Below are 26,330 nucleotides of genomic sequence, written 5' to 3' on the forward strand. Positions count from 1 at the left end.
TGTAGCCGGCTGGCGGAGACCCGTCAACAGCTTTTTTCACTTTCGCGCCGAAAGCCCGGCTGGGCGCGAAATGGGCCGCGGGCGGCGCGTCAGGCCCTAGCCTCTTCTGGGAGGTTTCTATATAAGCAACCCCCGATCCGGTCGCCCCGCCCCGTCGGCGGGCGGCCCGGCAGGGAAGAATTTGCGGGCCCAACGGCACGGGAGAAGGTCGATGTCCTATCGCTCTGAAGTGGTCACGGTGTTCGGCGGTTCGGGATTCGTCGGCCGCCATCTCATTCGCCGCCTCGCCAAGACCGGCGCCATCGTGCGCGTGGTGTCGCGGCATCCGAACAAGGCCAACTTCCTGAAGACCGCCGGCTCGGTCGGGCAGATCGTGCCGATGGCCGCCGACGTGAAGGACGACCAGTCCGTCGCGCGGGCCATCCAGGGCGCGGACACCGTCATCAACCTGATCGGTACGCTCTACGAGCGCGGGGCCTGGAATTTCCAGACCGTGCATGTCGACGCCCCGGCGCGCATCGCCCGCATCGCCAAGGCCAGCGGCGTGCGCCGTCTCGTCCACGTCTCGGCCATCGGCGCCGACGCCAAGTCCGCCTCGGCCTACGCCAAGTCCAAGGCGGCGGGCGAGCAGGCGGTGATGCAGGCCTTCCCCGGCGCCACCATCATCCGCCCGAGCATCGTCTTCGGGCCGGAGGACGGCTTCTTCAATAAATTCGCCGCCATGGCGCAGGTTTCCCCGGCGCTGCCGCTGATCGGCGGGGCGACGAAGTTCCAGCCGGTCTATGTCGGCGATCTGGCCGACGCCATCGCCGCCGCCGTGACGCTGGACTCGGCCGCTGGCCGGACCTTCGAGCTGGGCGGCCCCCGCGTCTACAGCTTCAAGGAGCTGATGCAGCTCATGCTGCGGGAAATCCGCCGCAAGCGCTTCCTCGTGCCGGTTCCCTGGAACATCGCGGAGACGCTGGGCGGCCTGCTCGAGAAGGTGCCGCCGATCGTCGCCCCGCCGCTGACCCGCGACCAGGTGGAGATGCTGCGGACCGACAACGTCGCCGCCGCCGGCGCGCCGGGCTTCAAGGAGCTGGGCATCACCAACCTGTCGAGCTGCGAGGTGGTCCTGCCGACCTACCTGTCGCGCTTCATCGTCGGCGGCCGCTCCAACACGATGCCGCGCGACGCCGGCAACCATTCCGGCGCGCACTGACCCTACAGGCCCGCGCCATCGACACGAAAGCCTCGGCTCGCCGCCGGGGCTTTCGCCGTTTTCGGTTCCTGCGAACCCGCGCAAGGGTGCCCTGCGGCGCGCGGCCTTGATTCCCGCGCCCGCCTGCCGCATCTGGCCCCTTCATCGGGGCGACGGAAGAGGCGCGGAGAATCATGCAGGCCGCAACGCAGGATTTCACCATACGGGAATTCGCCGACCGCGCCCCGGGCGCCCGGCTGGCCTCCCTGGCGGCCTTCTTCGTCAATGGCTCGGTCTTCGGCGTCTGGGCGACCCAGATTCCGGCGATCAAGGATCATCTGGACCTCAGCCCCGGCGTGCTCGGCGTCGCCCTGCTCTGCCTCGCCGCCGGGGCGCTGACCGCCATGGTCGGCACCGGCCCGCTGCTCGGCCGCGTCGGCAGCGCCCCGGTGATCCGGATCACCGCCGTGGCCTTCGCCCTGATCCTGCCGCTGCCGGCGCTGATGCCGGACCTGCTGTCGCTGTGCGCCGTGCTGTTCCTGTTCGGGGCGGCCGGCGGCACCATGGACGTGGCGATGAACGCCCACGGCGCCTTGGTGGAACGCCATCTTGGGCGGCCGATCATGTCGTCGTTGCACGGCATGTGGAGCCTGGGCGGCCTGTTCGGCGCCGGGGTCGGCGGCCTGCTGCTGCAGATCCTGCCGCCGCCGGTCCAGGCCTCCATCCTCGCGGCGGCGCTGCTCGCCCTGTTCTTCGCGCTGCACCGCCGCTTCCTGCCCGGAAGTGCCGATCAGCAGGCGGAGCCGACGGGCCTCGCCCTGCCCGACCGCGGCACGCTGCTGCTGGGCGCGCTGACCTTCCTGGCCTTCATGAGCGAGGGCGCGATTCTGGACTGGAGCGCCGTCTATCTGCGCGAGGATCTGGGGGGTGCGGCGTCGATCGCGGCGCTGGGCTTCGCTGTCTTTTCCGGCGCCATGGCGGTGGGCCGCTTCTGCGGCGACCGGCTGCGCCAGCGGTTCGGCGGGCCGCTGCTGGTCCGCGCCGGGGCGGTGCTGGCCTTCGCCGGGCTGGCCGTCGCGCTGACCGGCGGCGGGCCGGTGGTCGCGGTCGCCGGCTTCGGGCTGACCGGGCTCGGCCTGTCGAACGTGGTGCCGGTGCTGTTCAGCGCCGCCGGGGCCAAGGCGGAGGGGGAGGCCGGTCAGGCCATCGCCGCGGTGGCGACCCTCGGCTACGCCGGGGTGCTGACCGGCCCGGCCCTGCTCGGCTTCGTGGCGGAGACCAGCACGGTGGGCTTTTCCTTCGCCCTGGTCGCCGCGCTGGCCCTGGTCATCGCCGCGGCCTCCTCGCGCGCCGTCGCCCGGCAGGGCTGAGGCGCGCGGGAGGGGTTTCGTTCAGAGATAGAGGAACGCCAGCATCCCCGTGCCGATGGCGATGCGGTACCAGGCGAAGGGCGCGAAGCCGTAGCGCCCGACGAAGTCCACCAACACCTTCACCACCAGCGCCGCCGCGACGAAGGCGGTGACGAAGCCGACTCCGATCAGCAGCGCGGAGTCGACGTTCATCAGGCTCCAGTTCTTGTAGAGGTCGTAGACCGTGGCGCCGGCCATGGTCGGGATCGCCAGGAAGAAGGAGAACTCCGCGGCGGTTCGCCGGTCTACACCCATCAGCAGCGAGCCGATGATCGTGGCGCCCGAGCGCGACACGCCCGGCACCAGCGCCAGACACTGGCACAGGCCGATCTTCAAGGCGAGCGGCGCCGGGAAGCGCTCGATCTGGTGGTAGCGCGCGACCGGCACCAGCCGTTCCGCCATCAGGATGCCGACGCCGCCCAGGATCAGCGCGACGCTGACCACCGTCGGGTTGAACAGCACCGCCTTGATGACGCCGTGCAGCGCCGCCCCCAGCACCATGGCCGGCAGGAAGGCCAGGATCACCGCCATGGCGAAGTGGCGGGCGCCCGGATCGTCCTTCAGCCCGGTGACCACGTTCCACAGCCGTGCGAAATAGACCGTGCAGATCGCCAGGATCGCACCGAGCTGGATCACTACTTCGAACACCTTGCCCGGCGGCCCTTCGAAGCCCAGCAGGGTGTCGAAAATGATCAGGTGCCCGGTGGACGAGACCGGCAGGAATTCGGTCAGCCCTTCGATCAGGCCGAGCAGAGCGGCGTCCAGATATTGGTCGATCAGCATGCGGCGCGTGGCCTCTGACAGGATGGCGGATGGCAATGTCCGGCTTATAGCAGTGCAACATGGCGAAGGCGACGACCCATGGGGCGATACCCCGAATTGGGCGATAGTCTCGGATCGGACCTAATATTCTTGCTTGTTTTTCAGGCACTCCCGCCGTCTACGGAAGCCTCCGCGACATCGAGTCACGCTTTGGTCAGCCATGCTGTCCTAACGGCGAAAATATGCTCGCGCGGTGCCTTCTCTTGCGGTATATGACGTTCAGACCGCGTGACCGCGGGCTTTCGTTTTCACTGCGGCCACGCCCCTCGCCATGCCCCACCGGCACGAAGAAGGGTCGCCCGGCCGCCGGCGCCGTCCCCATGCACGGGACACGGGAAGAAGGAGCAGGCGTTATGGCGAACCAGAGGATGTTGGGCTTCGTGCACACCGCGCAGCGGATGCCCGACAAACGCCCGGCCGCGGAGCGCCGCCAGGATTTCGCCGAGATCTACGCCCGCTTCAGCGACGAGCGCGCCAACGAGCAGGCCAACCGCTGCTCGCAGTGCGGCGTTCCCTTCTGCCAGGTGCACTGCCCGGTCTCCAACAACATTCCCGACTGGCTGAAGCTGACCTCCGAAGGCCGGCTGGAGGAGGCCTACGAGGTCTCCCAGGCCACCAACAACTTCCCGGAGATCTGCGGCCGCATCTGCCCGCAGGACCGCCTGTGCGAGGGCAACTGCGTCATCGAGCAGTCGACCCATGGCGCCGTCACCATCGGCTCGGTCGAGAAGTACATCAACGACACCGCCTGGGATCAGGGCTGGGTGAAGCCGCGCAAGCCGTCGCGTGAGCTGGGCGTCTCGGTCGGCGTCATCGGCGCCGGTCCCGCCGGCCTCGCCGCCGCCGAGGAGCTGCGCGCCAAGGGCTACGAGGTGCATGTCTACGACCGCTACGACCGCATGGGCGGCCTGCTGGTCTACGGCATCCCCGGCTTCAAGCTGGAGAAGTCGGTGGTCGAGCGCCGCGTGCAGCTGCTGGCCGACGCCGGGGTGATCTACCACCCGAACTTCGAGGTGGGCCGCGACGCCTCCCTGCCGGAGCTGCGCCGCAAGCACGTCGCCGTCCTGGTCGCCACCGGCGTCTACAAGGCGCGCGACATCAAGGCGCCGGGCTCGGGCTTGGGCAACATCGTGGCGGCGCTGGACTATCTGACTACCTCCAACAAGGTCAGCCTGGGCGACACGGTGGAGGCGTACGAGAACGGCTCCCTGAACGCCGCCGGCAAGCATGTGGTGGTTCTGGGCGGCGGCGACACCGCCATGGACTGCGTGCGCACGGCCATCCGCCAGGGCGCCACGTCGGTCAAGTGTCTGTACCGCCGCGACCGCAAGAACATGCCGGGCTCGCAACGCGAGGTCGCCCACGCCGAGGAAGAGGGCGTGGAGTTCATCTGGCAGGCCGCCCCGGAAGGCTTCACCGGCGATACGGTGGTGACCGGGGTGCGCGCCGTGCGCATCCATCTGGGCGTCGCCGACGCCACCGGCCGCCAGACCCCGCAGGTGATCGAGGGGTCGGAGTTCGCCGTCCAGGCCGATCTGGTCATCAAGGCGCTCGGCTTCGAGCCCGAGGACCTGCCCGCCCTGTTCGGCGAGACGGAACTGAAGGTCACCCGCTGGGGCACGCTGCTGGTCGACCACCGCAGCAAGATGACCAACCTGGAAGGCGTGTTCGCCGCCGGCGACATCGTGCGCGGCGCCTCGCTGGTGGTGTGGGCCATCCGCGACGGCCGCGACGCGGCGGAGGGCATCCACGCCTACGCCAAGGCAAAGGCCGAGACGCCGGTCGCCGTCGCGGCTGAATAAGCTGAGCAATCTATAATTCCGCGGGTTCCAGGGGTCCATTTCGGCCCCTGGCGGGGGTGAAGGGGCGAAGTCCCCCTTCCGAACAGACTGATTGAAAGGGTCCACCGATGACCACCGAGTTGAACCAGGGTGAGCAGTTCGTCGCCGACTTCCGCGCCAACGCCGCGGCGCTGACCACTGCCAACGCCTACAACCCGGAGGATGAGCACGACGCCTGCGGCGTCGGCTTCATCGCCGCGATCGACGGCAAGCCCCGCCGCTCGGTGGTCGAGAAAGGCATCGAGGCGCTGAAGGCCGTCTGGCACCGCGGCGCCGTGGACGCCGACGGCAAGACGGGCGACGGTGCGGGCATCCACGTCGCCGTGCCGCAGAAGTTCTTCAAGGACCATGTGAAGGTCATCGGCCACCGCGCGCCGGACAACAAGCTGGCCGTCGGCCAGGTCTTCCTGCCGCGCATCAGCCTGGACGCGCAGGAAGCCTGCCGCTGCATCGTCGAGACCGAGATCCTGGCCTTCGGCTACTACATCTACGGCTGGCGCCAGGTGCCGATCAACGTCGACATCATCGGCGAGAAGGCCAACGCCACCCGTCCGGAGATCGAGCAGATCATCGTCGGCAACAACAAGGGCGTGTCCGACGAGCAGTTCGAGCTGGACCTCTACATCATCCGCCGCCGCATCGAGAAGGCGGTGAAGGGTGAGCAGATCAACGACTTCTACATCTGCTCGCTGTCCGCCCGCTCGATCATCTACAAGGGCATGTTCCTGGCCGAGCAGCTGACCACCTTCTACCCGGACCTGCTGGACGAGCGCTTCGAGTCCGACTTCGCCATCTACCACCAGCGCTATTCGACCAACACCTTCCCGACTTGGCCGCTGGCCCAGCCCTTCCGCATGCTCGCCCACAACGGCGAGATCAACACGGTCAAGGGCAACGTCAACTGGATGAAGGCGCACGAGACCCGGATGGAGCATCCGGCCTTCGGCACCCACATGCAGGACCTGAAGCCGGTGATCGGCGTCGGCCTGTCGGACTCCGGCTCGCTCGACACCGTGTTCGAGGTGATGGTCCGCGCCGGCCGCACCGCCCCGATGGTCAAGATGATGCTGGTGCCGCAGGCGCTGACCAGCTCGCAGACCACGCCCGACAACCACAAGGCGCTGATCCAGTACTGCAACTCCGTCATGGAGCCGTGGGACGGCCCGGCGGCGCTGGCCATGACCGACGGCCGCTGGGTCGTCGGCGGCATGGACCGCAACGGCCTGCGCCCGATGCGCTACACGATCACCACCGACGGCCTGATCATCGGCGGGTCCGAGACGGGCATGGTGAAGATCGACGAGACCCAGGTCATCGAGAAGGGCCGCCTCGGCCCGGGCGAGATGATCGCCGTCGACCTCCAGTCCGGCAAGCTCTACCGCGACCGCGAGCTGAAGGACCATCTCGCCACGCTGAAGCCGTGGGACAAGTGGGTGCAGAACACCACCCACCTGGACGAGCTGGTCAAGACCGCCTCGCTGAAGGGCGAGCCGTCGGACATGGACAAGGCCGAGCTGCGCCGCCGCCAGCAAGCCTTCGGCCTGACCATGGAAGACATGGAGCTGATCCTGCACCCGATGGTGGAGGACGGGAAGGAGGCCATCGGCTCGATGGGCGACGACAGCCCCATTGCCGTGCTGTCCGACAAGTACCGCGGCCTGCACCACTTCTTCCGCCAGAACTTCTCCCAGGTCACCAACCCGCCCATCGACTCGCTGCGTGAGCGCCGGGTGATGAGCCTGAAGACGCGGCTCGGCAACCTCGGCAACATCCTGGACGAGGACGAGACGCAGACCCGCCTGCTGCAGCTCGAATCGCCGGTCCTGACGACCGCCGAGTTCCGCGCCATGCGCGACTACATGGGCGACACGGCGGCCGAGATCGACGCGACCTTCCCGGTCGACGGCGGTCCGGAGGCCCTGCGCGACGCGCTGCGCCGCATCCGCCAGGAGACGGAGGACGCCGTTCGCGGCGGCGCCACCCACGTCATCCTGACCGACGAGGCGATGGGCCCGGCGCGCGCCGCCATCCCGGCGATCCTCGCCACCGGTGCGGTGCACACGCACCTGATCCGCTCCAACCTGCGCACCTTCACCTCGCTGAACGTGCGCACGGCGGAGGGGCTGGACACCCACTACTTCGCCGTGCTGATCGGCGTCGGCGCCACCACGGTCAACGCCTACCTCGCGCAGGAGGCCATCGCCGAGCGTCACCGCCGCGGCCTGTTCGGCGCCATGCCGCTGGAAAAGGGCATGGCCAACTACAAGAAGGCCATCGACGACGGCCTGCTGAAGATCATGTCCAAGATGGGCATCTCGGTCATCAGCAGCTACCGCGGCGGCGGCAACTTCGAGGCCATCGGCCTGTCGCGCGCGCTGGTCGCCGAGCATTTCCCGGCGATGGTCAGCCGCATCTCCGGCATCGGCCTGAACGGCATCCAGAAGAAGGTGCTGGAGCAGCACGCCACCGCCTACAACGAGGAGGTCGTGGCCCTGCCGGTCGGCGGCTTCTACCGCTTCCGCAAGTCGGGCGACCGCCACGGCTGGGAAGGCGGCGTGATCCACACGCTGCAGCAGGCGGTGACCAACGACAGCTACACCACCTTCAAGAAGTACAGCGAGCAGGTGAACAAGCGCCCGCCGATGCAGCTCCGCGACCTGTTGGAGCTGCGCTCCACCAAGGCCCCGGTGCCGGTGGACGAGGTGGAGAGCATCACCGCGATCCGCAAGCGCTTCATCACGCCGGGCATGTCCATGGGCGCCCTGTCGCCCGAGGCCCACGGCACGCTGAACGTCGCCATGAACCGCATCGGCGCCAAGTCCGACAGCGGCGAGGGCGGCGAGGATCCGGCGCGCTTCCGTCCGGACAAGAACGGCGACAACTGGAACAGCGCCATCAAGCAGGTGGCCTCGGGCCGCTTCGGCGTCACCGCCGAGTACCTGAACCAGTGCCGCGAGCTGGAGATCAAGGTCGCCCAGGGCGCCAAGCCCGGCGAGGGCGGCCAGCTCCCCGGCTTCAAGGTGACCGAGATGATCGCGCGGCTGCGTCACTCGACGCCGGGCGTGATGCTCATCAGCCCGCCGCCGCACCACGACATCTACTCGATCGAGGATCTCGCCCAGCTCATCTATGACCTGAAGCAGATCAATCCGGATGCGAAAGTGACGGTGAAGCTGGTCAGCCGTTCCGGCATCGGAACGATTGCCGCGGGCGTCGCCAAGGCCAACGCCGACATCATCCTGATCTCCGGCAACAGCGGCGGCACGGGCGCCAGCCCGCAGACCTCGATCAAGTTCGCCGGCCTGCCCTGGGAGATGGGCCTGTCGGAGGTCCATCAGGTCCTGACGCTGAACCGCCTGCGCCACCGCGTGCGGCTGCGCACCGACGGCGGCCTGAAGACCGGCCGCGACATCGTGATCGCCGCCATGCTGGGTGCCGAGGAGTTCGGCATCGGCACGGCCAGCCTGATCGCCATGGGCTGCATCATGGTCCGCCAGTGCCACAGCAACACCTGCCCGGTCGGCGTCTGCGTGCAGGACGACAAGCTGCGCCAGAAGTTCGTCGGCACGCCGGAGAAGGTCGTCAACCTCTTCACCTTCCTGGCGGAAGAGGTGCGCGAGATCCTGGCCGGCCTGGGCTTCCGCTCGCTGAACGAGGTGATCGGCCGCACCGACCTGCTCCATCAGGTCAGCCGCGGCGCCGAGCATCTCGACGACCTCGACCTGAACCCGCTGCTGGCCCAGGTCGATCCCGGCGAGAACGCCCGCTACTGCACGCTGCAGGGCCGCAACGAGGTGCCGGACACGCTGGACGCCCGCATCGTCGCCGACGCCCGCCCGCTGTTCGAGGAGGGCGAGAAGATGCAGCTCGCCTACAACGCCCGCAACACGCAGCGCGCCATCGGCACGCGGCTGTCCTCGATGGTGACGCGCAAGTTCGGGATGTTCGGGCTGCAGCCCGGTCACATCACCATCCGCCTGCGCGGCACCGCCGGCCAGTCGCTGGGCGCCTTCGCGGTGCAGGGCATCAAGCTGGAGGTGATGGGCGACGCCAACGACTACGTCGGCAAGGGCCTGTCGGGCGGCACCATCGTCGTCCGCCCGACGACCTCCAGCCCGCTGGAGACCAACAAGAACACGATCATCGGCAACACGGTCCTCTACGGCGCGACGGCGGGCAAGCTGTTCGCCGCGGGCCAGGCCGGCGAGCGGTTCGCCGTCCGCAACTCCGGCGCCACCGTGGTGGTCGAGGGCTGCGGCTCCAACGGCTGCGAGTACATGACGGGCGGCACGGCGGTCATCCTCGGCCGCGTCGGCGACAACTTCGCCGCCGGCATGACGGGCGGCATGGCTTACGTCTACGACCTGGACGACAGTCTGCCGCTCTACATCAACGACGAGAGCGTGATCTTCCAGCGCATCGAGGTCGGCCATTACGAGAGCCAGCTCAAGCACCTGATCGAGGAGCATGTGACGGAGACGCAGAGCCGCTTCGCCGCCGAGATCCTCAACGATTGGGCGCGTGAGGTGACCAAGTTCTGGCAGGTGGTTCCGAAGGAAATGCTGAACCGTCTGGAAGTGCCGGTCCATCTGCCGAAGGCCATCTCGGCGGAGTAAGACCCAAGCAGTAAATCCCCAGTGGATTGTGCATACGCAAACGGCGGTCCGGGGTAACCGGGCCGCCGTTTTTCACGTCGGCGGCGGCGCAGGCGTCCTTTTCATGGCGCCGGTTCTTGGAATAATCTGGTGCGGCACGGGTTGTTAGGACCGCCTGGGGGCATCCGCAACCACACGGGAGGGCGTCATGCCGGCAGAGGACGGCTTGCGCATCGACATTCGCTTCGCCACGGCGGCCGACGGGCCACGCTGTGCCGACATCTTCCTGCACGGGCGCCGCGCCGCCTTTTCCTGGCAACCCGAGGACCGGTTCGGCCTGGACGACTATTACGACTGCGTGGATGGGGAGGAGGTGCTGGTGGCTGAACTGGACGGCACCACGCGGCTGGTCGTCGGGTTCGTCTCCGTCGATGCCAGCGAGCGCTTCATCCACACCCTGTTCATCGACCCGCAGTGGCGGGGACGGGGCATCGGCAGCGCGCTGCTGCGCGAGGCGCTGACTCTGCTGCGCGGCTCCGCCGAACTGGCCTGCGCCTCGCGCAACGCGGCGGCCCGCGCCTTCTACGAGCACAACGGCTGGACCCCGGTGCCCGCCACCGAAACCGGAGGGGATGCGGAACCCCTGGTGGTCTACCGCAAATCCGCCCTTTGACACCCCCTCGGCACGGTTAATCCATAAGCCGAAGGAGCGGCGTCACAAGCCAAAGCGCAGACTGTTTTCCACGCTCCCCATACGCTACAGTCCGGCCCGGCATGCGGACACTCCATCACCACCCCCTCCATCCCTTGTCCCGCGTCGCGCGGGTGATGCTGGCCGAGAAGGGTCTTCCCTTCGACACGGTCATCGAGAAGCCGTGGGAACGGCGCGAGGATTTCCTGATGCTCAACCCCGCCGGCGAGCCGCCGGTGCTGGTGGAGGAGGACGGAACCGTCGTGGCCGGCGGACTGCCCGTGCTGGAGTATCTGGAGGAGGCCTATCCCGACGTGGCCCTGATGCCGCGGGAGGTGGCGGCCCGCGCCGAGGTGCGCCGGATCGTCGACTGGTTCACCCGGACCTTCGACCGCGAAGTGACCGAGAATCTGGTCGGTGAGAAGCTCATCAAGCGGCTGTCCGGCCAGGGCCATCCCTACGCCCCGGCGATCCGCGCCGGGCTGGCGAACATCCAGTACCACATGGAATACATCGCCTTCCTGTCCGAACGCCGCCCCTGGCTGGCCGGCTCCAGCTTCACGGTGGCCGACATCGCGGCGGCGGCGGCGCTGTCCTGCGTCGACTACGTGGACAACGTGCCGTGGGACAAGGTGCCGGAGGCCAAGGACTGGTACGCCCGCATCAAGTCGCGCCCCAGCTTCCGCGGCCTGCTGACCGACAGCATCCCCGGCTGCCCGCCGCCGCGCCATTACGCCGACCTGGATTTCTGAATTCCCCCACGATCTCTGCGGGAAAATTCCAGGCAAGGCTCTCGCCGCCCGATCTGTCCGACCGAGATAGGCCCCGCCAAAGGAGGGAACCCCGTCCGTACCGGTCTGTTTCGCTTTTGTAGCAGAACGGCTGAGGAGGATGGGGGCATGGCCCAACACGACTACGTGCGTCACACGCTCGATTGCCTGGAGGAGGCGCAAGCGGCCCTGCGGCTTGCCCAACGCAAGGGCCAGATCGCGCCGGAGGACGAGGACCAGCTGTCCCGCCGCCTCGAAGGAATCACCGAACGCATCGCCCAGGTTCAGGAGATGCATTGAGCCGGGCCGGGCCGCGCCCTCCCCGGCGCGGCCTGCGGCGACAGGCTGCCACGTGTGCCCGGACATGTTTGGAAGGAACAGCACAGGCTTGGCGGCTCGGCTGACCGTGGATGGCCATGGGTTTCCTTGTTGAACCGCCGATCCGGTGAATCGTCCGCCAGTGTCCAGTCACGAGCCGCGCGGTTTCCGACCGCCCTTTGTCGAAAGCGTGGGCCGGTGGATCCGCCACCCGCCCTTGCTTCCCCCTGCCACGCCATGAGGCGCAGATCATTTCCCCGTGACGATTGCAAAGCATCTCACGGATCTCTTCCGTTGAAAATTCACCTCACGAATGTGCGAATTTGCTGCATTGCGCATTAATTCACAATCTAATGGTTATTGATTGAATGATTTCATCTTTTTTATAGACTTAAACTCGCATCTATGCATTTTATAAGAGCGAAGTGTGATGTTTCGCACAACTATAAAATTAATGGAGCATCGGATCAGCACCGTCATTGGGACTGCCGGCAATGATACCCTGCAGGGTTCCGCAGGGGACGACACCATCGTTGGATTGCAGGGCAACGATACCCTTGAGGGCTTCGGGGGTAACGACAGACTCTGGGGCGACGACGGCAACGATGTATTGGATGGTGGCGCTGGGAGCGACGTGCTTTACGGCAATAACGGCAATGACACACTCTTCGGTGGCGGCAACTCTGGAACGGGTGATTTCGCGAACTATGCCGACTACCTTTACGGCGGGTCCGGCAATGATTATTACTTCCATAACTTCGCGCTTGGTGGCGTGACCGTAATCGACGACATGTCTGGCGACCAATTTGGAAACGCTGACGCCCTGTTCATGTACAATGCGACGACGCTCAACCTCTACTGGGCTGGAGACCGTTCGACTTTATACATTTTCCAGCCGGGTGAGTGGGACGACGGCACCTTCGATAATGGCATTGTCATCCGTGGCATGCTGACGAATCAGGGCAATCCAGGAGTGGGTACAATTGAATATGCCGTCCTCAACGGCGGTCAGATCACCACTTGGGACGCCGCGATATTCAACAGCTGGGATGTGCAATTCGCCTGAATTGGCTGATCATCAACTGAGTTTTTCGACAACCGGTCATTCGCCGTAGCTGGAGCCTGCGTTGCAGGCGGGCTCCAGCTTGCATGACGTCCGTCGAGTAACTGCCCCTGCTGGACATGGCGAAGGAGGATGCGACGATGAACGTGCTGGGAACATCGAATTTGACGAACGGTTCGGTACAGAGCCTCAACTCCCTCTCCCAAGCGACATCCGCATCACCAAAGACGGTTGCTGGAATTCCGGCGCCAACAGACCAAGTGTCATTCAGCCCGTTGGCTTCGGCCCTTCGTGATGAATCACTTAACGCCTTCAACGCGTTGTCGGTTGAGACACGGTCTCAGCTTTCCTCTCTCGTCGACAGCGGCGCGCTCTCTGGCGAGGATGTGCACAACGCTTTGAAGCAACGAACCAAGGAGGCACGTCTCGGCGCTTATGCGGCAACCTTCCGCATGACCAACAATGACAACGCCGATCTGTTCTCCAGCGGTTCTGCGACGTCTTCCGATTTCAGGGAGGCGCTGCGCGCGGCTTCGGAAAAGCGGGCGGGAATGATGGAGAAGTTGTCCGCGTTGCTGCAGAGCGGGCAGGATGGCTCCGACGATTACGCCGCTCTGTCCGACCAACTCAAGGCATTGACGCCAAACGCTCGGTTGCTGGCTGGCGGGAGCGGCGTCGTCAACCCGTTCCAACCGATTGACCCAGGGGAATCCCGCCTGATGTCGACGCGCGGCGAAACCGACGCCGTTTACAAGCTGAAAGCCGCAGGTGTCGATTTGTCGGCCATCGACAAGGCTTTGCGCCCGATGGGTGAGCGTGACGCCGCGTCGCTGGTGGCCGAGCGTACTGGTCTCCCGCAGACGCATACAGTCTCGAAGGACCGGGAATTCTCATTGGATCAGGCGCTCATTCAGCCGATAACCGCACAACCTTCGGCGGCGGGGGCAGTTTCCGGTACCGATGGCCGCGTCATCGACACCGACTTCCTGACCAACGTCGGGTCTGCCATCGGACCGTTGAAGGGAAACGCCTTCGGTGAGGACGCAGAGGCAGCTCGCCAGTATTGGCGCGGCCTGCGAGCCAGCTACTGATCATTTATAAAGTGTAGGGCTCCCGCTACGCCACCCCCGCCATGCGCAGCGCCACGCCGGCCAGCGCGCAGGCGCCCAGGGTGGGCAGCATCCCCGCCTTGAAGCGGAACACCGCCAGCACCGCCGCCACGGTCAGCGCCAGGGCGGGCAGGTTGACGCTGGCGAGAACCGGCAGGTCCAGGCTCATTCCGGCGACGGACACCGGTTCCAGCCGGGCGAACAGCGTGTGCAGGGCGAACCACAGCGCCAGATTCAGGATCACACCGACCACCGCCGCCGTGATCGCCGACAGGGCGGCGCCGAGCATCCGGTTGCCGCGCAGCGCCTCGACATAGGGCGCGCCGAGGAAGATCCACAGGAAGCAGGGCACGAAGGTGACCCAGGTGGTCAGCAGCCCGCCCAGCGCCCCGGCCAGCAGCGGCGGCAGCGCCCCCGGATCGCGCAGCGCGCCGAGAAAGCCGACGAACTGCACCACCATGATCAGCGGCCCCGGCGTCGTCTCCGCCATGCCCAGCCCGTCGAGCATCTCGCCGGGATGGAGCCAGCCGTAGGTCTCCACCGCCTGCTGCGCCACATAGGCCAGCACGGCGTAGGCGCCGCCGAAGGTCACCACCGCCATCTTGGAGAAGAAGACGGCGATGCCGGTGAACGTGTTGTCCGGCCCCAGCGTCAGCAGCAGCGCCAGCACCGGCCCCAGCCACAGGGCGAGGCAGACCGCCCCGACCCGCAGCGACCAAGCGGTGGAGGGGCGCGCGTGGTCCGGCGTCTCCTCGCCCAGAAGGCTGCTCCCGTGCGTGGACGCAGCCGGCCCGTGCGGCATCGGCCGGAAGGCGGAGACGCCCAGCCGCGCCCCACCCAGCCCGATCAGGGCGGCGGTCAGGATGATCAGGGGGAACGGGACATTGAAGGCGAAGATCGCCAGGAAGGCCGCCGCCGACAGGGCGACCATCGCCCCGTTCTTCAGCGTGCGCCGCCCGACGCGGACCACCGCTTCCAGCACGACGGCGAGCACCGCCGCCTTCAGCCCGAAGAACAGCCCCTGCACCGGCCCGGTGTTTCCCAGCGTCGCGTAGAGCAGGCTGAGCACCATGATGGCCAGCGCGCCGGGCAGGACGAACAGGACGCCGGCGATCAGCCCGCCCACCGTCCGGTGCATCAGCCAGCCGATGTAGACGGCCAGCTGCTGCGCCTCCGGCCCTGGCAGCAGCATGCAGTAGTTCAAGGCGTGGAGGAACCGCTCCTCCCCGATCCACTTCTTCTCGTCCACCACGATGCGGTGCATCATGGCGATCTGGCCGGCCGGGCCGCCGAAGCTCAGCACCGCGATCCGCGCCCAGACCCGCGTGGCCTCGCCGAGGCTCACCCCGTGGCCGGCGGTGTCCACACCGGGTGCGTTGGCGCTGTCCGCCTGGGTCATCCGTCGTCTCCGGAGCACGCGAAGGGACACCATTCAGACCACAAGGGACGGTCCGCCGCCAGCGCGGAGATGTGACGGAAGTCTTGCGCCGGTCAGGGCGACGCCGCCGGCAGAACCAGCTCCACCCGCAGGCCGCCGAGCGGCGAATCGCCCAGCCGCAGGTCGCCGCCGTAGAGCCGCGCCACGTCGCGCACGACGGCAAGGCCGAGGCCGCTGCCCGGCGTGCTTTCGTCCAGCCGCACGCCGGGGGCCAGCACGGCGTCCCGCCGGTCGGCGGGCAGGCCCGGCCCGTCGTCCTCAACCACCACCGCCAGCATCCCGCCCGCCTCCAGCCGCGACGCGACCTCCACCCGCGACCCCGCCCACGTCATGGCGTTGTCCAGCAGGTTGCCCAGCATCTCGTCGAGGTCCTCGCGCTCCCCGGCGAAGACATGCTCGCGCGGGACGCGGACGGTGACCGTCACCCGTCCTCCGCCCCTGCCCCCACCCTGAAGCTTTTCCAGGACCCGCGCCAGCGCCCCGGCGCTGTCGGCCACCGGGGTAGCGACGCCGGGCAGACCGCGGGCAGCGGCGGCGCGGGCACGGGCCATGTGATGGTCGATGTGGCGGCGCATCTCCGCCACCCGCCGGGCGGCCGCCTCCCCCTCCGCCTCGTTCGCCAGCACGGCGAGGTTCGTCTTTAGCGCGTGGGCGAGGTTGCCGGCCTGGAGCCGCGCCCGGACCACCACCACCTCCGAATGGTCCAGCAGGGCGTTCAGGTCGTCGAGCAGCGGCTGCACCTCGCGCGGGGAATCGCCGCCGAAGCGCTTCCGGCGCCCGGCCCGCACCGCGGCCAGCTCAGCGCGCAGCCGCACCAGCGGGCGCAGCCCCACCGACACCTGGACCACCGCCGCGGCGATCAGCGCCAGCGCCAGCGCCCCCAGCGACAGCCAGAGCACCCGGTTGAAGTCGACCACCACCGCCCGCAGCTCCGACTCGTCCTGCGCCACCGCCATGCGCAGGGGCGCCGTCCCGTTGGGGAGGGTCACGGCGCGCTCCAGCACCGACAGATGGCGCCCGGCGGGGCCGACGACGCTGTGGCGGTGGATGTCGCCGTCGGCCACCTCGTCCGGCGGCAGGGCCAGCGCCTCGTCCCACAGGGAGCGGGAGCGGAGAACCGGCGCGTCCCCCGGCCCCACCTGCCAGTAGAGTCCCGACAGCGGCCGGCGGAAGCGCGGGTCGCTGAGCGGCTGGCGCAGCAGCGGCGCGCCGTCCGCCCCCAGCTCGGTCAGCGCGGCGAGCTGGTCAAGATGGTTGGTCAGCTCCGCCTCGAAGCGGCGGGCCACATGGTCGCGGAACAGGCCGGAGAGCACCAGCCCGGCCAGCGCCAGGGCCAGCGCGATCCACACCGCCGCCCCGGCCAGCAGGCGGAAGCGCAGCGACCCGGTCAGCCGCCGCGCCCCCCCGCTCACGGCGCCTCCAGCTTGTAGCCGAGCCCGCGCACGGTCTTGATCAGGTCGGCGCCCAGCTTGCGGCGCAGGCGGCCGACGAAGACCTCGATGGTGTTGGAATCGCGGTCGAAATCCTGGGCATAGATGTGCTCGGTCAGCTCCGTGCGCGAGACCAGCTGCCCCTTGCGGTGCATCAGGTAATCGAGCACGCGGAACTCGTGCCCGGTCAGATCCACCGTCTGCCCGTCCAGCGTGACCCGGCCCGAGCGGGTGTCCAGCACCACCCCGCCGCAAGCGATCTCCGCCGAGGCGTGGCCCTTGGAGCGGCGGATCAGCGCGCGGATGCGGGCGAGAAGCTCCTCCATGCTGAAGGGCTTCGCCAGATAGTCGTCGGCCCCGGCGTCGATGCCCTGGACCTTCTCCGTCCAGGCGCCGCGGGCGGTCAGGATGATGACCGGTGCCGTGATCCCGCCCGCGCGCCAGGAGCGCAGCACCGTCAGCCCGTCCACCCGCGGCAGGCCGAGGTCGAGCACGATGGCGTCGTAGGGTTCGGTCTCGCCGAGGAACTGCCCTTCCTCGCCGTCGGCGGCGCGGTCCACGGCGTAGCCCTCGCCCTCCAGCCGTTCGGCGAGCTGGCGGGCGAGCGCCGGATCATCCTCGACGACGAGCAGACGCATGGCGCTCACCTTTTCCCATGATGGCCGCCCTCGCCTTTTCCGTTGCGCCCGCGCACCCGCAGCAGATCGCCGGTCGCGGCGTCGTACTTCAGCTTCAGGACGCGGCCTTCGGCGGTGATGGTCTTGATCTCGTAGACGATCTGCCCGTCCTCATCCTCGAACTCGACGTCCAGGATGTCACCGGGGAAATCGGCCTGCGCGCGGGCCACGATGGCCTCCAGCGGCATCGCCCGGCCCGAGCGGAACGCTTCCCGCGCCCGCTCGTGGTCGCGGTCGTCGTCGGCGCCCGCCGGCAGGGCGGAGCCGAGGAGGACCAGGGACAGCAGGATGGTGCGGACGGCGTTCATGGTCGGAACCGGCGGGCGAATGGACGTTCCCAGTTAGCACAAAGCCGGCTGAACGGCACCTGAATGGGCCGAAGGGGGCAAGAGGGATGCGGGACAAAGCGTTGCCGCGACGGTTGTCTTCGGGAGCGATCAGAGAGGGAGGAGCATCATGGACCACGACACCTTCAACATGGGCATCCGGAAATACCTGAAGGTCGTCGGCGTCACCTCGCAGCGCGAGATCGAGCGCGCCGTGACCGAAGCGATGGAAGCCGGCAAGCTGAAGGGCAACGAGACGCTCCAGGCCCGCGTCGTGCTGACCGTCGAGGGCATCGGGCTGGAGCATGAGATCAAGGGGGAGATCGCGTTGGAGTAGCGGGGGAAGCGTCGGCAGACGATTGCCCCCACCCAAACCCTCCCCCGCTTCGCAGGGGATGGCTTAACTCCTCCCCCTGCGTCAGCGGGGGGAGGTCGGGAGGGGGGCAACCGCGCCCGCACTCTCACCCCATCACCAACCCCCCATCCACATACAGCACCTGCCCCGTCATGAACCGGCTCCAGCCGGACGCCAGGAACAGCACCGGGCCGGTCACGTCCTCCGGCGTGGCGATGCGGCGCAGCGGGGTCTGGGCGACGATGGCGTCCTTCACGTCCTCCTTCGTCGCCCGGCTGGCGTCGGTGGGGTAGACCAGCCCCGGCGCCACACAGTTGACGCGGATGCCCAGCGGCCCCAACTCCGCCGCCAGATTGCGGCTGAAGCCGACCAGCGCCGCCTTGGCCGTCGTGTAGTCGTGATAGGGCACGGTGGGCCGGGCCACGAGGTCGGTCGCCATGTTCACGATGCTGCCGCCGGGCCGCTGCCGCATCACCGGCAGCACCGCCCGGCAGACGTTGTAGGTGCCGAGCAGCGCGCCATCCACCTGCCCCCGGTAGTCCGCCCACTCGGTGTCCCAGAACAGCGTGCGCTTCTCTGGGTCGAAGGCGTAGGGGCGGAAGGCGTTGTTGACCACCACGTCGATCTTGCCGAACTCCTCCGCCGTGCGCTGCACCATGCGGTTCACCGCCTCGGCGTCGGTCACGTCGGCCTGCACCGCCCAGGCGTCGCCGCCCGCCTCGCGGCCCAAATCGCGGCAGGCCGCCACCGCCGCCGCCGCCGCATCGGCGTTTTGCAGGTAGTTGACGGCGACCGCCGCCCCCTCCGCCGCGAAGGCCTTGGCGATGGCGGCGCCGATGCCGCGGCTGGCGCCGGTGACGAGGACGGTCTTGTCGCGGAAATCCATGGCGGGCTTAAGCCTTCCTTATTCGGGGATCAGGTCGGACCGGACCAGCGTGCCCATGTCGAGGTCCGCCGCGATCAGGCCGAGCTGCTTGAAGGTGTCCGCCCCCTTCTGCATCAGTTCCGGATCGAAGTGGCCGAGGCCCTTCGCCTTGGTCGTCTCCGACACGCTGGAGGCGTTGCGCAGCTTGATGATGGCGAGGTTGGTGGCCTCGTCGCGGCCGTTGATGGCACGGGTCACGGCGAGGCGGGCGGCCTCCTCCGGCTCGGCGATCATCCAGGCGGCGCTGTCGCGGTAGGCGGCGAGGAAGCGCTTCAGAACGTCCTTCTTCGTGCGGTAGGTCTCCTCCGTCACCACGAAGATGTCGCTGGGCAGGTTCAGCGTGTCCTTGACCTCGATGACGTTGATGTCCTTCAGCCCCTTCTGCATCCCGACATGCAGGCCCGTGTCGGTCGCCGCGGTGGCGTCCACCTGACCCTGGATCACGGGGGCAAAGTTCAGCAAGCCGGTCACCTCGATGGTCACGTCCTTCTCGCTCAGCCCCACCTGATGCAGCAGCACCTGGAGGTTCTGGCGGGTGCCGCTGGACAGGCTGTAGACGCCGATCCGCTTGCCCTTCAGGTCCTCGGGCTTGGTGATGTTGCGCTCCTTTGGCGACACCACGTTGAAGACGTTCTGCGGGTAGATGTTGTAGATGGCGATCAGCTTCTCGCCCTTGTCGAGCGCCAGGTAGAAGGAGGCCGGGTCCGTAAAGGCCACGTCGGCCTGACCGGTCAGCATGTTCTGGATGGCCGATCCGCCGCCGGTCCCCGGCACATAGCCGAGATCGATCCCCTTGGCCTTGAAGAAGCCCTTGTCCGGCTCGGCCAGCAGGTTGGTGATCTCGCTGATCGGCTGGCTCCAGCCCGCCACGGTCACCTTGTCGAGCGCCAGCGCGGGGGAGGACAATAGGAAGGAGGAAACGGCGACGGCACCCAGGGTGCGCAGGAACCCGAACATCGTGTGATTATCCTTTCCACGGACGGCGCAGCAGCCACCGTTCGAGCCCGGCGGCGGCCTGATAAACGATCATGCCCAGCACCGTGATGACGATGAACAGGGCGAACATCATGGTCGAATCCATCATCCCCTGCGCCGCGATGATCGAGGCGCCCAGCCCCTGCCGGCCCCCGATGAACTCGCCGACGACGGCGCCGACCAGCGCCAGCACCACGGCGACACGCAGGCCCGCCAGGATCACCGGCAGGCCGGAGGGAATCTTGAGGCGCAGCAGGGTTTGCAGGCGCGTCGCCCGCAACATCCGGAACAGCTCCCGCTTGTTGGGATCGACCTGCTGGAGACCGGTCATGGTGTTTTCCAGCAGCGGGAAGAAGCAGATCAGCGCCGTGATGACGACGGTGGAGGTCATGCCGAAGCCGAACCAGACGATGAACAGCGGCCCCAGCGCCAGCTTCGGCACCACCTGGCTGGCGAGGATGTAGGGGTAGAACAGGCGGCGCAGCACCGGCACCTCGGCCAGCAGCAGCCCGGCGAGGAAGCCGACGGTGCAGCCGGCGGCGAGGCCCATCGCCATCTCCGCCGTGGTGACCCAGAGGTGCGGCAGCAGATAGCCGCCGGCCAGCCCGTCCCACAGCGTGCGCAGAACCGCCGAGGGCAGCGGCACGACCAGCGCCGACACCCCCGCCACCCGGCAATAGACCTCCCATCCCGCCAGCAGCAGGACGAGCAGCAGGGCGGAGGCGAGGCGCACCATCACGACGCGCGCTCCAGCGCCACGTCGGACTTCGAGCCATCCATGGCGTGGCGCAGCTCCAGGCACAGGGCGTTGAAGCGCGGGCTGTAGCGGACGTCGCGCCCGCGCGGGCGGGCCAGCGGCACCGGCAGGGCGTGGCGCAATTGCCCACCCTCCATCACCGCCACCCGGTCGGCCAGATAGACCGCCTCCGCGATGTCGTGGGTGACGAACAGCACCGTCGTGCGGTGCCGGGCGCAGAGTTTCAGCAGGTCGTCCTGCAACTCCTCGCGCGTGATGGCGTCGAGCGCGGCGAAGGGCTCGTCGAGCAGGAGCAGCGGCGGCTCGGTGACCAGCGCGCGGGCCAGCGCGACGCGGCTCTGCTGCCCGCCCGACAGTTGGCTGGGGAAGCGCCCTTCGAGTCCGGACAGGCCGACGAGGTCCAGCAGCTCCTCCGCCTTGCGGCGGTCCGCTGGCTGCGGACGGCGCGTCAGCGACACCGGAAGCAGCAAATTGTCGAGCACCGTCCGCCACTCCAGCAGCGTCGGCGCCTGGAAGACGAAACCGACCTGGGCGCCCGGCCCCTGCACCGGCTGCCCCTGGACGCGGACGGCTCCGGTCGAGGGGGCGAGCAGCCCGGCGACCAGCTTCAGCAGGGTCGTCTTGCCGCAGCCGCTGCGCCCGACCAGCGCGTGGAACTCGCCCTCCCCGATGGTCCAGTCGATGCGGTCCAGGATGGTGCCGCCGCTCGGGACGCCGTAGCCGGCCTGTTCGATGCTGACGAAAGGCATGGCCGGGCGCCTCAATCCGTGTAGGGGGCGAAGATGTCTGCCGCCCGTTCCGCCGAGCCTTCGATCTCGGTCATGGTGACGAGGTCCAGCAGGTTGAACCGCCCGTCATGGTGCCAGCCCGCTTCCGGCGCGGTCATGCGGCCGAGGGCGCAGAGGCGCGTCACCCCCACGGCCCCCAGCGCCCCGGCGAGCGCGAACAGCTCTTCCGGCGCGGCGGCGATGCCCACGGTCTGGAGGAAGGCGCGGTAGGGCGCCAGCCCCGGCACCGCGTCGGCCAGCCGGTCCACCGCCACCACCGTCACCGTGCGGTTCAGCCCGCAAGGACTCAGGCCGTCCGCCGCGTCGGTGTAGGCGACCGCCCAGCTTCCCGCCGGATCGCCGAGCAGGGCGCGGCTGGCGTCGGCAAAGCCCTTCGTCTCCTCCGCGTTGCGCCAGGACGCGACGCTGCCCGCCTCGCCCATCGACAGCGGGCGGCGCGGGAACTTGCTGCCCAGCGCGTCCAGCTCGTGCGCCAGATAGCTGGCGAATTCGCGCGGCGACACCCGCCCGCCGCGTTCTACGAAAAAAGTCTGGGGCGAGTAGCAGCCCTGCTGGTCGTAGCGCGCCACGTCGTAGGCCGCCTGCCGCGCCACCGCCCCCGCCTTCCCGGCGTCGAGCGCGGAGCGGGCGACCATGCCGAAGCTGATCTTGTGGCCGTAGGGCAGGAAGCGCGCGGTGATCGGCACCCGCGCCCGGATGGCCTCCAGCGCGTCGTTGCCGCCATAGGCGACCACCGTGTCGGCGCGGCCCAGCCACGCGCGCTCCGCCGCCTCATCGCCGCCCTTCCACCAGACGATGGCGATGCAGTCGGCCAGCTCCGGGTCGATCTCCGCCAGGATCTGCGCGAACCAGCCGGCGAACAGTGGCTCGGCGCTCGGCAGCTTGCCGACCGTTCCGGCCTTGACCAGCAGGCCGGAAATCAGGCTCCACAGCGGCAGGCCCGGCACGTTGCCCGCCCAGACATGCAGCAGCAGTTCCGGCCCGAAGGCGCGGGCGAAGCCGCCCTTGGGCATCGGCTGGAAATCGTCGAGCACCGCCGGGTTGGCGAAATCCTCGGCGATGAACTTCCGAAGCTCCGGCCCGCGGAAGGTTTTCAGATAGCCGGTTAGCCCCAGCCGGACCATCTCCGCGTCGTAGCCGGTGACCAGAGGCAGCAGCCGTTCCGCCCTTTGCCGCCACGGGTCGTCGCGGTCGAGCAGCCGGGCGACGGCGCGGTCGATGGCGGCGGCGATCTCCGCGACGGTGCGGCTTCTCAAATAGGTCCGCGCGTTCGTCCGCACCCGCGTTGCCAATTCAGCGACCTGTGCCTCGCTCAGCACCGGCACCGCCACGTCGAGCGTCTCGGCGCCGCGCCGGAAGGTCAGCGTCCGCCAGTCCACCGCGTCGGCGGACAACCCCGGCAGATGCCCGGCGCGCTCCATCAAGCCAACGGCCATTGGGCCCGCGCCGCTTTGAGGAAGTCCTCGACCGCCATGGAGCAGCCCTTGGCATCCGCCCCGTCCGCCCGGCCGAGAAGCTGGAAGCCGCCGTCCACCTCCACCCCCGCATCCTCGGTCAGGATGGCCGAGGCGCAGTTGAAATGGGCCAGATCGTGATGGACCAGAACGCCGACGCTGCCGTGCGGCACCTCCTGCCCGGTCAGCGGGTTGATGACCCGGCTGCGGATCCAGTGCGGGCCGGACTTCACCGACGGGCAGGCCTCGTTGCCGTCGTCGTAAAACTGGGTGCTCAGCTCGGTCATGCCGTACATGTTGATGCACAGCCGGCGCGGCACGCCGAAGGTGGCGGACAGACGGCCATAGAACTCCTCCGCCGCCATCTCGCGCGACTGGCCCTTGAAGCCGCCGGTGTCGAGGATGCGGCTGCCCGCCGGCAGGGCGAAGCTCCGCCCCCGCTCGGCCAGCGCGTCCATCAGATGCACGACGCTGAAGCTCGCCCCCAGCAGGGCGTAGGGTTCACCGGTCGCCTCGGCGCGGGACAGCGCGTCGATGGCCCCGTCCACGTCCAGCCCGGCGTCGGAGACGAAATAGCGGCTCTCCGCCGTCCCGAATTCGCTTTTCGCCAGCGCCAGATAATGGGCGAGCGAGGAGTTGGGCATCGCCTGCTCGGTCGGGAACAGGATGCCCATGCGCAGCCGTTCAAAGTCACCCATGAAGCGGCGGCGGAAATTGACGGTCATCGAGCGGTCGTAGACCGCCAGCGTCGGATGGTGGCTCTTGCCGCGCACGCCCTTGGTGGTGCCGCTGGTCATGAAGACGTGCGGGCACTCCTCCGGCGGGCGTCCGCTCAGCGTCAGGTCCTTGAAGGCGCTGATCGGCACGGCGGGCACGTCGCGCCAGCTCTTCACCGTGCGCAGGGTGCGCGCCCGCTGGGTGGCGAAGCGGCGGTAGGGGGCGTTGGTCTCGAACTGGTGGGCGAAGACGGCCAGCGCCATGCGGTTGAACGCCTCTTCGTCCGCCTCTCCGGCGGCGATGAAGGCCAGCAGCTCTTCGACAAGTCGGGCTTCGGTCACGTCCGGACACACCTTTTGCAGCGCCAACAAACTGTTGCCGGGACAAGCGGTGTCTGGATGGAATGGGGGTACGCCGTGCCGCCCTTCAGTCCCGTCCCTACGCCGGTATGACCCGGATCAGGTTCGATGGGTCACCGCGTTGTCCGGATGAAAGCGCCGGACCGGCGGAGTCTCAGCCTCCTAGCGAGGCCCCCCAGGGAACACTTTGCAAGCTAAGGGACCGGCCCCCGCCCGTCAAGGAGGTCGGGTTCGAGGGTAGGGTGATCGCATTTGAAATCCCCTCTCCCCTCCGGGGAGAGGGTTAGGGTGAGGGGGTTGCGCTTGTGCCGGACGTACCGCCACGCGCAACCCCCTCACCGGCCCCTCGGGCCACCCTCTCCCCAGGGGGAGAGGGCTATGAAAGTCAAATGCGATTGCCCTGGTTCAGGGAGGTCGGGTTCAGGCGGCGGCCTTCACCACCTCCAAGACCATGGCGATCTCGTCGATGACGTTGTTCTGGCTCTCCATCGCCTCCATCACCTCCTGGTTCGTGACTTCTCCGGACGCCAGCTTGTGGTGCCAGCGCGGAGTCGGGGCGTAGGTGATCGACAGCGTACGGAAATCGACGTTCAGATGCATGGCCAGCCGGGTGTTAGGCCAGCCGCGCTCGATGAATTTCCGGTTCTCCTCCATCGAGAACAGGCTCAGCACGTTGGGCGTGATCGGGCGGACGTGGGTCGGGTCGCCGAGATAGCCCTCGCTGCGCGGGTGCGGCACCTTGATGGTGATCCGCGCGCCGTGGCGGCAGACGCGGTACAGCTCCTTCATGATGTTCAGGAAGCCCTCGGTCGTCTGGCCCATATGCTCCAGCGCGTGGATGAGCTGGACGTCGGCGACGCTGCTCTCCTCGAACGGCCAGGGCACGACCTCCAGGTCGGCCACGATGTCCGGCCCAAAGGTGCCGTACTTGTCCACGTTCACGTAACCGGCAAGCCGCGTGTCGCCGCAGCCAAGGTTGAGCTTGAGGTCCGACATCGCGCGCGCTTCCCGCCAGCCGTTGTTGTTGCCACGAACGCGACCCTACACCTCCCGCCGCAACAGCGACAGGGCGGCCATCGCCATCACCTGCGCGGAATGGACCATGTCGTCGATGTCCACATACTCGTCCGGCTGGTGGGCGAGGTCGAGGATGCCGGGGCCGTAGGCGATGCAGTCCTTCAGATGCCCGACCCGCGCGATGTGCTTCTGATCATAGGTGCCGGGGGACACCACCTGCGCCGCCGGACGGCCCAGCACCGTCTCGATGGCCGCCCCCACCGCCCGCACCACCGGCGCGTCGGCGTCGGTCAGGGTGGGCAGGAAGGCCAGCACCTCGCGCAGCTCGTAGTCGAAGCCGGGGCGCTCGCGGCGCAGACCCTCCAGAATGCCGACGATCTCCGCCCGCACCTCCTCCGGGTCCTCCTCGATCAAATAGCGGCGGTCGATGACCATGCGGCAGCGGTCGGGCACCATCGGGCTGGGCAGGCCGCCATGATCCTCCGGCTGGCCGCCGTGGATGGCGTTGATGTTCAGGGTGGACTGCCGCGCCCCCTCCGGGACCACCGGCATGGCGGTGCGCTTGGCGGCCAGCCGGGGGATCAGCTCCGTCTCGATCCGGTGCAGCACGGCGCCCATGTGGCGCACCGCGCAGTTGCCGAGGAAGGGCATGGAGCCGTGGGCGACGCGACCCTTCGTCTCGATCTCCGCCCACCAGACGCCGCGGTGGCCGATGCACACGCGGTCGACGTTCAGCGGCTCGGGGATGATGACGTGGTCGACCCGCGGGCGGGAAAAGTAGCCGAGCTTCGCCAAGTGCCCGACCCCGCCGTAGCCGCCGGACTCCTCGTCCACCGTGCCGGAGATTTCCAGGGCACCGGGGAAGGGGATGCCCGCCTCCAATATCGCTTCAACGGCGATGATGGAGGCGGCGATCCCGCCCTTCATGTCGCAGGCGCCACGGCCGTAGACGCGCCCATCCTTCACGACGCCTTCGAAGGGATCGACCGTCCAGCCTTGGCCGGCGGGCACCACGTCGATGTGGCCGTTGAAATGCACGCAGGGGCCGGGCTCGCGCCCTTCGATGCGGGCGATCACGTTGGTGCGCGGGTAGCGGTCGCTGTCGCCCGGCGCCCCATCCGCCCGCACATACTCCACGGCGAAGCCGCGCCCGGCCAGCCGCCGCCCGAGGAATTCTGCGCAGTCGGTGTAGACGTCGCCGGGCGGGTTCACGGTCGGGATGCGGATCAGGTCGCGGGTCAGCGCGACAAGCTCGTCGCGCCGCTCCGCGATGCGGCGGAACAGCGACTCCCGGTGGTCGAGCGGCATGCCTCC

Annotated in this window: 23 protein-coding genes and 1 riboswitch; of the genes, 10 read left to right on the forward strand and 13 right to left on the reverse strand. The window is 68.3% G+C overall.

Annotation, left to right across the window (positions count from 1 at the left end; translation table 11 throughout):
- The first annotated feature begins 211 nt into the window (after positions 1-211).
- Positions 212-1,201 (forward strand): complex I NDUFA9 subunit family protein, encoded by a 990-nt coding sequence (locus ABAZ39_RS15225; protein WP_040133876.1) that lies wholly within the window; start codon positions 212-214, stop codon positions 1,199-1,201.
- 173 nt (positions 1,202-1,374) lie between these two features.
- Entirely contained in the window at positions 1,375-2,550 is a 1,176-nt protein-coding gene (locus ABAZ39_RS15230) for an MFS transporter (protein ID WP_051658143.1), read from the forward strand.
- Between the two features lie 21 nt (positions 2,551-2,571).
- On the opposite strand, the gene ABAZ39_RS15235 is transcribed toward ABAZ39_RS15230, so the two are convergent.
- Positions 2,572-3,372 (reverse strand): undecaprenyl-diphosphate phosphatase, encoded by an 801-nt coding sequence (locus ABAZ39_RS15235; protein WP_040133877.1) that lies wholly within the window; start codon positions 3,370-3,372, stop codon positions 2,572-2,574.
- Positions 3,373-3,764: 392 nt separating this feature from the next.
- Between ABAZ39_RS15235 and ABAZ39_RS15240 the strand changes: the two genes are divergently transcribed.
- The 7 genes from ABAZ39_RS15240 to ABAZ39_RS35630 all read left to right on the forward strand — a co-directional run bounded on the left by ABAZ39_RS15240 (position 3,765) and on the right by ABAZ39_RS35630 (position 13,780).
- Entirely contained in the window at positions 3,765-5,213 is a 1,449-nt protein-coding gene (locus tag ABAZ39_RS15240; RefSeq protein WP_040133878.1) for an NAD(P)-dependent oxidoreductase, read from the forward strand.
- 107 nt (positions 5,214-5,320) lie between these two features.
- Positions 5,321-9,868 carry a glutamate synthase large subunit gene (gene gltB / locus ABAZ39_RS15245; RefSeq protein WP_040133879.1) on the forward strand — a complete coding sequence of 1,516 codons (4,548 nt, stop codon included), beginning with the start codon at positions 5,321-5,323 and terminating at the stop codon, positions 9,866-9,868.
- 187 nt (positions 9,869-10,055) lie between these two features.
- Complete coding sequence (locus ABAZ39_RS15250) at positions 10,056-10,520, forward strand: GNAT family N-acetyltransferase (RefSeq protein ID WP_040133880.1); 465 nt, start codon at positions 10,056-10,058, stop codon at positions 10,518-10,520.
- 101 nt (positions 10,521-10,621) lie between these two features.
- Entirely contained in the window at positions 10,622-11,290 is a 669-nt protein-coding gene (locus ABAZ39_RS15255; protein ID WP_014198042.1) for a glutathione S-transferase family protein, read from the forward strand.
- A 147-nt stretch (positions 11,291-11,437) separates the two neighbouring features.
- On the forward strand, positions 11,438-11,608 hold the full coding sequence (locus tag ABAZ39_RS36170) for a hypothetical protein (protein WP_014198041.1): 171 nt from the start codon (positions 11,438-11,440) through the stop codon (positions 11,606-11,608).
- Positions 11,609-12,056: 448 nt separating this feature from the next.
- Positions 12,057-12,692 carry a calcium-binding protein gene (locus ABAZ39_RS33070; protein WP_081863068.1) on the forward strand — a complete coding sequence of 212 codons (636 nt, stop codon included), beginning with the start codon at positions 12,057-12,059 and terminating at the stop codon, positions 12,690-12,692.
- Positions 12,693-12,829: 137 nt separating this feature from the next.
- The gene (locus tag ABAZ39_RS35630; protein ID WP_144243566.1) at positions 12,830-13,780 is read left to right on the forward strand and encodes a hypothetical protein; all 951 of its coding nucleotides are present in this window, start codon (positions 12,830-12,832) and stop codon (positions 13,778-13,780) included.
- A 25-nt stretch (positions 13,781-13,805) separates the two neighbouring features.
- Here ABAZ39_RS35630 and chrA read toward each other — a convergent pair whose 3' ends face one another.
- The 4 genes from chrA to ABAZ39_RS15285 all read right to left on the reverse strand — a co-directional run bounded on the left by chrA (position 13,806) and on the right by ABAZ39_RS15285 (position 17,651).
- Positions 13,806-15,197 carry a chromate efflux transporter gene (gene chrA / locus ABAZ39_RS15270; RefSeq protein WP_040133882.1) on the reverse strand — a complete coding sequence of 464 codons (1,392 nt, stop codon included), beginning with the start codon at positions 15,195-15,197 and terminating at the stop codon, positions 13,806-13,808.
- A 92-nt stretch (positions 15,198-15,289) separates the two neighbouring features.
- A complete protein-coding gene (locus ABAZ39_RS15275) occupies positions 15,290-16,648 on the reverse strand; it encodes an ATP-binding protein (RefSeq protein ID WP_040133883.1) in 1,359 nt (452 codons plus the stop codon).
- Complete coding sequence (locus ABAZ39_RS15280; protein WP_040133884.1) at positions 16,645-17,304, reverse strand: response regulator; 660 nt, start codon at positions 17,302-17,304, stop codon at positions 16,645-16,647. The genes ABAZ39_RS15275 and ABAZ39_RS15280 overlap by 4 nt, the downstream gene beginning before the upstream one ends.
- A 5-nt stretch (positions 17,305-17,309) precedes the next feature.
- Positions 17,310-17,651: a PepSY domain-containing protein gene (locus ABAZ39_RS15285; protein ID WP_040133885.1), complete on the reverse strand. Its 342-nt coding sequence runs from the start codon at positions 17,649-17,651 to the stop codon at positions 17,310-17,312.
- 148 nt (positions 17,652-17,799) lie between these two features.
- Here ABAZ39_RS15285 and ABAZ39_RS15290 point away from each other — a divergent pair, with 148 nt between their 5' ends.
- The gene (locus tag ABAZ39_RS15290; protein ID WP_014198035.1) at positions 17,800-18,006 is read left to right on the forward strand and encodes a DUF6494 family protein; all 207 of its coding nucleotides are present in this window, start codon (positions 17,800-17,802) and stop codon (positions 18,004-18,006) included.
- A 124-nt stretch (positions 18,007-18,130) separates the two neighbouring features.
- On the opposite strand, the gene ABAZ39_RS15295 is transcribed toward ABAZ39_RS15290, so the two are convergent.
- From ABAZ39_RS15295 to ABAZ39_RS15330, 8 genes are all read right to left on the reverse strand, one after another.
- The gene (locus ABAZ39_RS15295; protein ID WP_040133886.1) at positions 18,131-18,910 is read right to left on the reverse strand and encodes a 3-oxoacyl-ACP reductase; all 780 of its coding nucleotides are present in this window, start codon (positions 18,908-18,910) and stop codon (positions 18,131-18,133) included.
- Positions 18,911-18,928: 18 nt separating this feature from the next.
- Complete coding sequence (locus tag ABAZ39_RS15300; RefSeq protein WP_040133887.1) at positions 18,929-19,906, reverse strand: ABC transporter substrate-binding protein; 978 nt, start codon at positions 19,904-19,906, stop codon at positions 18,929-18,931.
- Between the two features lie 7 nt (positions 19,907-19,913).
- Positions 19,914-20,660, reverse strand: coding sequence for an ABC transporter permease (locus ABAZ39_RS15305; protein ID WP_040133888.1), 747 nt, complete (start codon positions 20,658-20,660; stop codon positions 19,914-19,916).
- A complete protein-coding gene (locus ABAZ39_RS15310) occupies positions 20,660-21,430 on the reverse strand; it encodes an ABC transporter ATP-binding protein (protein WP_040133889.1) in 771 nt (256 codons plus the stop codon). The genes ABAZ39_RS15305 and ABAZ39_RS15310 overlap by 1 nt, the downstream gene beginning before the upstream one ends.
- 11 nt (positions 21,431-21,441) lie before the next feature.
- Positions 21,442-22,905, reverse strand: coding sequence for an acyl-CoA reductase (locus ABAZ39_RS15315; protein ID WP_040133890.1), 1,464 nt, complete (start codon positions 22,903-22,905; stop codon positions 21,442-21,444).
- Positions 22,890-23,981 carry a LuxE/PaaK family acyltransferase gene (locus ABAZ39_RS15320; protein ID WP_040135234.1) on the reverse strand — a complete coding sequence of 364 codons (1,092 nt, stop codon included), beginning with the start codon at positions 23,979-23,981 and terminating at the stop codon, positions 22,890-22,892. The genes ABAZ39_RS15315 and ABAZ39_RS15320 overlap by 16 nt, the downstream gene beginning before the upstream one ends.
- A 76-nt stretch (positions 23,982-24,057) precedes the next feature.
- Positions 24,058-24,187: riboswitch (TPP riboswitch) on the reverse strand.
- A gap of 232 nt (positions 24,188-24,419) precedes the next feature.
- The gene (locus ABAZ39_RS15325) at positions 24,420-24,995 is read right to left on the reverse strand and encodes a class I SAM-dependent methyltransferase (protein WP_040133891.1); all 576 of its coding nucleotides are present in this window, start codon (positions 24,993-24,995) and stop codon (positions 24,420-24,422) included.
- Positions 24,996-25,040: 45 nt separating this feature from the next.
- Positions 25,041-26,324 (reverse strand): acetylornithine deacetylase/succinyl-diaminopimelate desuccinylase family protein, encoded by a 1,284-nt coding sequence (locus ABAZ39_RS15330; RefSeq protein ID WP_040133892.1) that lies wholly within the window; start codon positions 26,322-26,324, stop codon positions 25,041-25,043.
- Positions 26,325-26,330 lie beyond the last annotated feature (6 nt).

It is taken from the genome of Azospirillum argentinense (assembly GCF_000632475.1).
GTDB classification, from domain to species: domain Bacteria; phylum Pseudomonadota; class Alphaproteobacteria; order Azospirillales; family Azospirillaceae; genus Azospirillum; species Azospirillum baldaniorum.